Genomic DNA, 8,817 nt, shown 5'->3' with positions numbered 1-8,817 from the left:
CCCGCCGCCCGCCGCCCGCCGCCCGCCGCCCGCCGCCCGCCGCCCGCCGCCCGCCGCCCGCCGCCACTGTTGACGCGATCCATGAAACAAGTCAATAGTATTTGTATCTTTGACTCTTTTGATTCGACGCCCCGTCAGATCCGGTGCGCACAAGGGGTTCGGGGCGGCGAGGAGGACCGAGAGGGACCGGACCCGCACGGGCCCGGCACACGGACAGGAGGGCGCACCATGGGCCGGTACAGCCGTCTGCACGAGATCCGCCGGATGGATCCCGTACGCGATTGCGCCGAGATCCTCCGGCTGATCTCTCAGTACGAGTTCCCCTGGGACTACCGGCAGGGTGTGGGCGTGGCGTTCCTCCGCGACTACGGCGTCCCCCGGATCTCCGTACTTCTCGATCGCACCCAGGAGTTCGAGCGCTCCGGCCAGAAGCGGTACGACGACACGGTGCTCCTCGGGTACGAGATGGTGGCGGACGGCTTCGACTCGGAGCGGGGACGGGCCGCGGCCCGTCATCTCAACCGGATCCACGGGAAGTACCGCATCCCGAACGAGGACTTCCTCTACGTCCTCGCGACCACGGTCGTCGGCCCGAAGCGCTGGATCGACCGGTTCGGCTGGCGTCCGCTGTGCACGCAGGAGGTCCGGGCGCTGGTGGAGGTGGGCCGGAGGACGGCGGCGATGATGGGCATCGAGGGGGCTCCCGACACCTACGAGGAGTTCGAGCGGCTCCTCGACGCGTACGAGGCCCGGATGTTCGCGTACGACCCTGCCAACCGACGGGTCGCTAACGCCACGTTCCGGATCATGGCGAACTGGTATCCGCGTCCGCTGCGTCCGCTGGTGGCGCGGTTCTCGCTCGCCGTGCTGGACGAGCCCCTGCTCGGGGCGCTCGGCTTCCGGCCGCAGCCGCGCTGGGCACGGCGGTCTGCCGCGGGGGCCCTGCGGCTGCGCGCGCGGTGCGTACGCAGCCTGCCGGCCCGGCCGGACTGGCTGCCCTCGCGCCCGCAGCCCCGTTCGTACCCGTTCGGCTGGCGGCTCGACGACCTCGGTCCGCACTGGGCGCGCGGCCGCCCCCTGGAGCCCCTGCCCGACGAGCGGGAGGGGCACCACGCCCCCGGCGCCCGCTGACCCGGGCACCGGGGGCGTGCCGGGGGTCTGTCAGCATGTGGCTCGGGGAGGCGGGGCGAGCGTCCTGACCGGCGACCGTCGGCCGTTCCCCCTCAGGTACCCCTCTCCCTGTCACCGGAGGCTGCCGTGACCCGGCTCCATGTACGTACCGGCATCGACCCCGACGAGCCGGACGTGCCCGTCGTGACGCTCGTCGTCGACCCCGGGGGATCGCCGGGCGAACGCGCCGTCGCCCGGCTCGGCAACTGCTGCTACGAGGGCGACGGCGTGTTCTTCCTGTCGCAGACCGATGGCTGGGGCGAGCACACCCTCGCCCACGACCGCCTGGTGGTCGACATCGCCGTGTACCCGGTCGTGCTGGAACGGAACGGGGTGGACACCGCGGCCTTCCCCGGCCGCTCGGCGGTCGATCCGGAGGCGGCGCTGGTGCTGCGGGCGGAGACGACGGTGGACCCGGAGGTGTTCGCGCGGGCGGATTCCGCGACCGTCGTGTTCGTCGCGGGCCCGGACCAGGAGCTCGACGACGTGCTCGGCCGCGACGACGACTGGCCGATGCTTCTCGCATCGCCGCCCGCACCGTGAGCGGGCTCGTCGGCGGACGACCCGGCCGGTCCGCCCCTCGCCCGCCTGCCGGGCCCGGGGACGGAGCACCGTGTGATCGGCGGGTTCCGGCTGCGGTCGGGGCCGAAAGGGGCTACTCCCCCGCCGCGAGCAGCGGCACCAGATAGCGACGTGCGAACTCCCGCAACTGCGCGTCGTCGTCGAGCTCGAAACAGCTGACGGGATTGAGCAGGAAGGAGACCGTGATCCGCACCATCAGCTCGGCGACCGGCGTCGGATCGCTCACCGGCCGGCCCTCCGCGCGCCGGGCGTGACGGAGCCGGTCGGCAAGGTACTCACGGATGGCGAGGAGGGCGGGGCCGCTCTCCAGCGTCAGGAAGGGAAGCATCGTCTCGGGTTCGAGTCGCAGCAGGCCGCCGATGAGCGGGTGTTCGCGAATGTGCCCGAGGACTGTCGCGAAACCCTCGACGAGCCGATCCTCCGTCGTGGGCAGTGCAGCCACCGCGTCGTCCACTTCCACGACGAAGCGCCGGTATTCCCGCAACAGACAGGCCGAGACCAGGCTGTCCTTGTTGCCGATCCGCCGGTACACGGTGACCCGTGAGACCTTGGCGCGCTTGGCGACGTCGTCCACGGTCGACCGGCGCAGGCCGAAGGTCATGAACTGTTCGCGTGCGGCGTCGAGGATCTGCTCGTTCAGCGCGTCCGCCGCCGGTGTCTCGCTGAGCGCCCGGGCCAGCAGCGTCTCGTTCGTGCCCCGTGCCGCCATCGGCCCTCCCGTCGCGCCGGTTCCGTCACACCCTAGGGGCCGGCCGCTGCACGGCGCCCCGCTCGCAGGCCCGCAGGACACGACCTACGCGTAGTCGTACACCGTCACCGCTATGCCGCGGCCGGCCAGGCGCTTCTCTATCAGCGGCTCGATCCTGTCCCATGTGCCGCCCGCCAGTCCGCAACCGATCCGCGGCATGTGGACGGAGGCTCCCAGCGCCTCGGCCCGGTCGGCCACGGCCGCCAGGGCCGTGTCGATCGCCTCGTAGCGCACCGGTACTCCCTTGCTGCCCCTGCGCATCCCGCGCTGGCCCACCATGTTCGCCACCCAGACGTGCGGGCTCACCTGCACGAACTGCGTCGCCCCCAGGGCGAAGTCGTTGCCCGCGCGCTCCCGGTGCCAGCGGCGGTAGGCCGCCTCCGGTTCGGGCCAGCGACGCGAGACTGCCAACACGAACCCCTTGCCCCAGCCGCCCAGGTCGTTGCAGACGTGCGCGATCACCTTCACGCCCTTGCCCTGCGGGGCGGTGGCGTCCCCCTGCACATACGTGATTTCCGGCATGCCACCAGCCTAGGGGGTGTCCCGTGATCCCCCGGCGGGCCCCCACCGGCGGTGCGGCCCGGTATCACCGGTGCCCGCCGTCGCCCCCGCCCGCCACCGGCGGAACGGAACGGGCGGGACCGTGCCCGGATGCCGCCGAGCACTTTCACCACAGTGGTGAGACAGCAATACTGTTGTGTCCGAGGGGTGCAGCCGCGGCAGTTCGCCGCTGGGCCGGAACGCAAGGAGCAGACATGGCGACCGGGGCCGAGGACGCGACGACGCTCACCGTGGACGAACTGGCGGCCCGCGCCGGTGTCACCGTGCGCACCGTGCGCTTCTACAGCACCCGCGGCCTGCTGCCGCCCCCGGCGATCGGTCCGCGACGGGTCGGGCACTACGGGCCGGAGCACCTGTCCCGGCTCGCGCTCATCGAGGAGCTCCAGCACCAGGGCATGACGCTGGCGGCGATCGAACGCTACCTGGAACAACTGCCGCCGGACCTCAGCGCGCAGGACCTGGCGATCCACCGGGCGCTGGTGGCGTCCTGGGCGCCGGACGCGACGGAGGACACCACCCGGGCGGAGCTGGAACGGCGGGCGGGCCGGGCCCTTGCCGAACAGGACATCGCGCGGCTGGCGGCGCTGGGGGTGCTGGAACGCGCGGAGCCGGTCGAGGGCAGCTACCGGGTGGACCCGGGGCTGCTGCGGCTCGGGGTCGAGTTGCTCGGTGTGCCGATCGCGCACGAGACGATCCTGGCCGCACGGACGGTGCTGCTGGAGCACTCCCGGTCCGCCGCGCAGGAGCTCACCCGGCTGTTCCGGGACGAGGTGTGGGGCCCGTACCGCGAGCGGGAGCCGGACCCGGAACACGTGGCGGCGATGAAGTCACTGTCGGCCCACATGCAGCCGATGGTGCTCCAGGCACTGGTGACCGCGTTCCAGCGGTCGTTGCGGCACGAGCTGCGGGCCGCGTTCACCGAGGAGTGAACGCGGCCCGCACGCCGGCCTACGGCCTCAGTCGTGGAACGTCTCGCCCCGCTCGGCCTTCTCCACGAGCAGCGCGGGCGGCAGGAACCGGTCGCCGTACCGTTCGGCGAGTTCCCGGGCACGGGCCACGAAGCCGGGCAGGCCGCCCTCGTAGCCGTTGATGTACTGGAGCACGCCGCCGGTCCACGGCGGGAAGCCGATGCCCATGATGGAGCCGATGTTGGCGTCGGCGACGGAGGTGAGGACGTTCTCCTCCAGGCAGCGGACGCTGTCCAGTGCCTCGGAGAACAGCATCCGCTCCTTCATGTCGGCGAACGGGACCCCGGATTCCGGCTCGCTGTCCCGGCCGCGCGCGGCCCCGCCGCCGGTGCTGCCGAAGTGCTCGCGCAGACCGGGCCACAGACGGGTGCGCCTGCCCTCCTCGTCGTACTCGTAGAAGCCCCCGCCGCCGCTGCGCCCGGTACGGCCGAACTCGTCGACCATCCGGTCGATGACCGCGTCCGCCGGGTGTTCGGGCCAGGTGCCCCCGGCCGCCTCGACGGCCCGCCTCGTCTCGTTGCGGATCTTGCGGGGCAGGGTGAGGGTCAGCTCGTCCATCAGGGACAGCACCTTGGCCGGGTATCCGGCCTGGGCCGCGGCCTGCTCGATCGAGGCCGGCTCGACGCCCTCGCCGACCATGGCGACGCCCTCGTTGATGAACTGGCCGATGACGCGCGAGGTGAAGAAGCCGCGGGAGTCGTTGACGACGACCGGGGTCTTCCTGATCCGCCGCACCAGGTCGAAGGCACGGGCCAGCGCCTCGTCGCCGGTCCGCTCGCCCTTGATGATCTCGACCAGCGGCATCTTGTCCACCGGTGAGAAGAAGTGCAGGCCGATGAAGTCGGCGGGGCGCGAGACGCCCTCGGCGAGGACGGTGATGGGCAGAGTGGAGGTGTTGGAGCACAGCAGGGCGTCCGGGGCGACGACGTCCTGGATCTCCTGGAACACCTTGTGCTTGAGCGCGGTGTCCTCGAAGACGGCCTCGATGACGGCGTCGCAGCCGGCCAGGTCGGCGACGTCGGCGGTCGGGGTGATGCGGCCCAGCAGCTCCTCGCGGCGGGCCTCGGTGGTACGGCCCCGGGACAGCGCCTTGTCGAGGAGCTTCTCGCTGTACGCCTTGCCCTTGGCGGCGGCCTCGGCGGAGACGTCCTTGAGGACGACGTCGATACCCGCGCGGGCGCAGGAGTACGCGATGCCCGCGCCCATCATCCCGGCACCGAGCACGGCGACCCTGCGGACCGGGCGCTCCTCGATGCCGCGGGGGCGGCCGGCGCCGGAGTTGACGGCCTGGAGGTCGAAGAAGAAGGCCTGGATCATGTTCTTCGCCACCTGGCCGGTGACCAGCTCGGTGAAGTAGCGGGCCTCGATGGTCAGCGCGGTCTCGAAGTCGACCTGCGAGCCCTCGACGGCGGCGGCCAGGATGTTGCGCGGGGCAGGCATCGGGGCGCCGGCGATCTGCTTCTTCAGACTGGCCGGGAACGCGGGGAGGTTCGCGGCGAACTTCGGGTTGGAGGGGGTGCCGCCGGGGATCCTGTACCCCTTGACGTCCCAGGGCTGCCAGGACTCCGGGTGGGCGTCGATGAAGGCGCGGGCCTTGTCGAGCATCTCCTCGCGGGTCGCGGCCACCTCGTGGACCAGGCCGTTCTCCAGGGCACGCCGGGGGGTGTACTGGGTGCCCTGGAGCAGGACCTTCAGCAGCGCGTCGGCGATGCCCATCAGGCGTACGGTGCGCGTGACACCACCGCCCGCGGGCAGCAGGCCGAGGGTGACCTCGGGCAGACCGATCCGGGACCCGGGGGCGTCGAGGGCGATGCGGTGGTGGGAGGCGAGCGCGATCTCGTAACCGCCGCCGAGCGCCGCGCCGTTGATGGCGGCGACGACGGGCTTGCCGAGGGTCTCGATGCGGCGCAGCGAGTTCTTGATGGCGTTGCCGGTCTCGAATGCCTGCTGGGCGTTCTCGGGACCGACCCTGATCATGTCCTTGAGGTCTCCACCGGCGAAGAAGGTCTTCTTCGCGGAGGTGTAGACGATGCCGCGGATGGAGTCCTTCTCGGCCTCCGCCCGGTCGGCGACGGCGGCGATGGAGTCCTTGAACGCCTGGTTCATGGTGTTGGCGGACTGGTCCGGGTCGTCCAGCACCAGGGTGACGATGCCGGTGTTGTCCTGTTCCCAGCGGATGGTCGTGCTCTCGGTCATTGCTCTTCTTCTCCGTAAGAGAGGGGCCGGCGGTGGGCGGCGTGGGTCGAGGAGCGGGGCGGGGTGCGTGGATCGCGTGCCGGTGGCGGAGCCGCGGTGCGCGACGACGACGCCGGGCGCGTGCTCCGGCCCCGCGATGCCACGCCACCTGTTGCGGGCCCCTCACGGGTGGCCGGGGGACGGTCAGAGACGCTCGACGACGGTGGCGATGCCCATGCCGCCGCCGACGCAGAGGGTGGCGAGGCCGTACCGGAGGTCGCGGCGCTCCAGCTCGTCGATGAGGGTGCCGAGGATCATCGCGCCGGTGGCACCGAGCGGGTGGCCCATCGCGATGGCGCCGCCGTTGACGTTGATCTTGTCGAGGGAGAGGCCCATGTCCCTGGCGAAGCGGAGCACGACGCCCGCGAACGCCTCGTTGATCTCGACGAGGTCGATGTCGCCGATGGCGAGTCCGGCCTTGGCGAGCGCCTTGCGGGTGGCGGGCGCGGGGCCGGTCAGCATGATGGTCGGCTCGGACCCGGAGACGGCGGCGGAGACGATCCGGGCGCGGGGCGTGAGCCCGTGGCGTTCGCCGACCTCCTTGTTGCCGATGGCGACGAGCGCCGCGCCATCCACGATGCCGGAGGAGTTGCCCGCGTGGTGGACGTGGTCGATCTTCTCGACCCAGTGGTACTTCTGCAGCGCGACGGCGTCGAAGCCCCCCATCTCGCCGATCGTGGCGAAGGACGGCTTGAGCGCGGCGAGCGTGTCGGCGGTGGTGCCGGGACGCATGTGCTCGTCGTGGTCCAGGACGACGAGGCCGTTGCGGTCCTTGACGGGGACGACGGAGCGGGCGAAGCGGCCTTCCTTCCACGCCTCGGCGGCGCGTTCCTGGGAGAGCGCGGCGAATTCGTCGACGTCGCGGCGGGAGAAGCCCTCGATGGTGGCGATCAGGTCGGCGCCGATGCCCTGCGGGGCGAAGCCGGTCTGGAAGCTGGTCATCGGGTCCATCGCCCAGGCGCCGCCGTCGGACCCCATCGGGACGCGGGACATCGACTCGACGCCGCCCGCGAGGACCAGGTCCTCCCAGCCCGAGCGGACCTTGGCGGCGGCGAGGTTGACGGCCTCCAGGCCCGAGGCGCAGAAGCGGTTCTCCTGGACCCCTGCGACGGTGTCCGGGAGGCCGGCGGCGATGGCGGCGATGCGGGCGATGTCGGAGCCCTGGTCGCCGAGCGGGCTGACCACACCGAGGACGATGTCGTCGATGGCCGCCGGGTCCAGGCCGGGGAAGCGGCTGCGGATCTCGTGGATGAGGCCGACGACGAGGTCGATCGGCTTGGTGCCGTGCAGGGACCCATTGGCCTTGCCGCGGCCGCGCGGGGTGCGGATCGCGTCGTAGACGAACGCTTCGGTGCTCAAGTCAGCAGCCTTTCGGGGTGATGGTTCGAGGGGATCAGGCGAGCAGCGACCGGCCGATGATCTCCTTCATGATCTCGGTGGTACCGCCGTAGATGGTCTGGATGCGGCCGTCGGTGAACGCCTTCGCGACCGGGTACTCCGACATGTACCCGTATCCGCCGTGGAGTTGGAGGCAGCGGTCGGCCACGCGCTTCTGGAGTTCGGTGGCCCACCACTTGGCCATCGAGGCGTGCACGGCATCGAGGGTGCCGTCGGAGTGGTCGACGATGCAGCGGTCCAGGAAGGTGCGGGTGACGGCGCACTCGGTGGCCATCTCGGCGATCTCGAACCGGATGTGCTGGAGCTTGGCGAGCGGCTTGCCGAATGCCTCGCGCTCCTTGACGTACCGCGTGGTGATCTCCAGCAGGTGCTCGGCGGCGGCGATCCCGGCGACAGCTATGCCCATCCGTTCCTGCGCCAGATTGGTCATCAGATGGATGAAGGCGCCGTCGCGCTCACCGAGCAGGTTCTCCTTGGGAACGCGGACGTCGTGGAAGAAGAGTTCGGCGGTGTCCTGGGACTTCTGCCCGATCTTGTCGAGGTTGCGGCCGCGCTCGAAGCCCTCGGCGCCGCGTTCGACGACGATCAGCGAGAGGCCCTTGGCCCCGCCCTCCGGGGTGGTCTTCGCGACCACGACCACCAGGTCGGCCAGGATGCCGTTGGAGATGAACGTCTTCGATCCGTTGAGCAGCCAGTGGTCGCCCCGGTCCTCGGCGGTGGTGCGAATGGCCTGGAGGTCGGATCCGGCGCCGGGTTCGGTCATGGCGATGGCGGTGATGGTCTCGCCGCTGCAGAACCCGGGCAGCCAGCGCCGCTTCTGTTCGTCGGTGGCGAGTCCGGTGAGGTAGGGGCCGATGATGTCGTTGTGCAGTCCGAGCGCGAGTCCGGGGGTGCCGGCCCGGGTGAACTCCTCGGCGAGCACGGCGCTGTAGCGGAAGTCCGTGTTGCCGCCGCCCCCGTACTCCTCGGGCACGGCGAGGCCGAGGAGTCCCTGCCGTCCGGCCGCCAGCCATGCCTCGCGGGAGACGATGCCGTCCCGCTCCCACTGCTCGTAATACGGCAGGACCTCCTTGTCGAGGAAGGTGCGGACGGTCGCGCGGAACGCGTCGTGTTCTTCGGTGAAGATCTGCCGCTGCACTGCGGGCCTCCTGGGGC

Annotated in this window: 8 protein-coding genes; 3 read left to right on the top strand and 5 right to left on the bottom strand. The window is 71.3% G+C overall.

The features are described 5' to 3' along the window. Window positions 1-228 precede the first annotated feature (228 nt). Window positions 229-1,131 (top strand): oxygenase MpaB family protein, encoded by a 903-nt coding sequence (locus ACFC79_RS34045; RefSeq protein ID WP_376248501.1) that lies wholly within the window; start codon window positions 229-231, stop codon window positions 1,129-1,131. 126 nt (window positions 1,132-1,257) lie between these two features. Continuing rightward, window positions 1,258-1,713 (top strand): hypothetical protein, encoded by a 456-nt coding sequence (locus ACFC79_RS34040; protein WP_376248499.1) that lies wholly within the window; start codon window positions 1,258-1,260, stop codon window positions 1,711-1,713. 112 nt (window positions 1,714-1,825) lie between these two features. On the opposite strand, the gene ACFC79_RS34035 is transcribed toward ACFC79_RS34040, so the two are convergent. Both ACFC79_RS34035 and ACFC79_RS34030 read right to left on the bottom strand, forming a co-directional pair. Further along, window positions 1,826-2,461 (bottom strand): TetR/AcrR family transcriptional regulator, encoded by a 636-nt coding sequence (locus tag ACFC79_RS34035; RefSeq protein ID WP_376248496.1) that lies wholly within the window; start codon window positions 2,459-2,461, stop codon window positions 1,826-1,828. An 84-nt stretch (window positions 2,462-2,545) separates the two neighbouring features. Further along, entirely contained in the window at window positions 2,546-3,022 is a 477-nt protein-coding gene (locus ACFC79_RS34030; RefSeq protein ID WP_376248494.1) for a macro domain-containing protein, read from the bottom strand. Between the two features lie 233 nt (window positions 3,023-3,255). Between ACFC79_RS34030 and ACFC79_RS34025 the strand changes: the two genes are divergently transcribed. Beyond that, window positions 3,256-3,990 (top strand): MerR family transcriptional regulator, encoded by a 735-nt coding sequence (locus ACFC79_RS34025; RefSeq protein WP_376248491.1) that lies wholly within the window; start codon window positions 3,256-3,258, stop codon window positions 3,988-3,990. 27 nt (window positions 3,991-4,017) lie between these two features. Here ACFC79_RS34025 and ACFC79_RS34020 read toward each other — a convergent pair whose 3' ends face one another. The 3 genes from ACFC79_RS34020 to ACFC79_RS34010 form a co-directional block, all read right to left on the bottom strand. Beyond that, complete coding sequence (locus ACFC79_RS34020; protein WP_376248489.1) at window positions 4,018-6,225, bottom strand: 3-hydroxyacyl-CoA dehydrogenase NAD-binding domain-containing protein; 2,208 nt, start codon at window positions 6,223-6,225, stop codon at window positions 4,018-4,020. Window positions 6,226-6,408: 183 nt separating this feature from the next. After that, on the bottom strand, window positions 6,409-7,623 hold the full coding sequence (locus ACFC79_RS34015) for an acetyl-CoA C-acetyltransferase (RefSeq protein ID WP_376248487.1): 1,215 nt from the start codon (window positions 7,621-7,623) through the stop codon (window positions 6,409-6,411). A gap of 34 nt (window positions 7,624-7,657) precedes the next feature. Next, entirely contained in the window at window positions 7,658-8,800 is a 1,143-nt protein-coding gene (locus ACFC79_RS34010; RefSeq protein ID WP_376248484.1) for an acyl-CoA dehydrogenase family protein, read from the bottom strand. Window positions 8,801-8,817 lie beyond the last annotated feature (17 nt).

The sequence above is a fragment of the Streptomyces sp. NPDC056061 genome, from assembly GCF_042266885.1.
In the GTDB taxonomy this organism is placed as follows: Bacteria; Actinomycetota; Actinomycetes; order Streptomycetales; family Streptomycetaceae; genus Streptomyces.
The sequence above is the reverse complement of the archived record's forward strand: the minus strand, read 5'-3'. Positions and strand labels throughout refer to the sequence as shown.

Bases quoted from the DNA above. Each gene is read 5' to 3' on its own strand.
- ACFC79_RS34045 (WP_376248501.1), top strand. From the start codon at position 229: ATGGGCCGGTACAGCCGTCTGCACGAGATCCGCCGGATGGATCCCGTA.
- ACFC79_RS34035 (WP_376248496.1), bottom strand. From the start codon at position 2,461: ATGGCGGCACGGGGCACGAACGAGACGCTGCTGGCCCGGGCGCTCAGC.
- ACFC79_RS34030 (WP_376248494.1), bottom strand. From the start codon at position 3,022: ATGCCGGAAATCACGTATGTGCAGGGGGACGCCACCGCCCCGCAGGGC.
- ACFC79_RS34025 (WP_376248491.1), top strand. From the start codon at position 3,256: ATGGCGACCGGGGCCGAGGACGCGACGACGCTCACCGTGGACGAACTG.
- ACFC79_RS34020 (WP_376248489.1), bottom strand. From the start codon at position 6,225: ATGACCGAGAGCACGACCATCCGCTGGGAACAGGACAACACCGGCATC.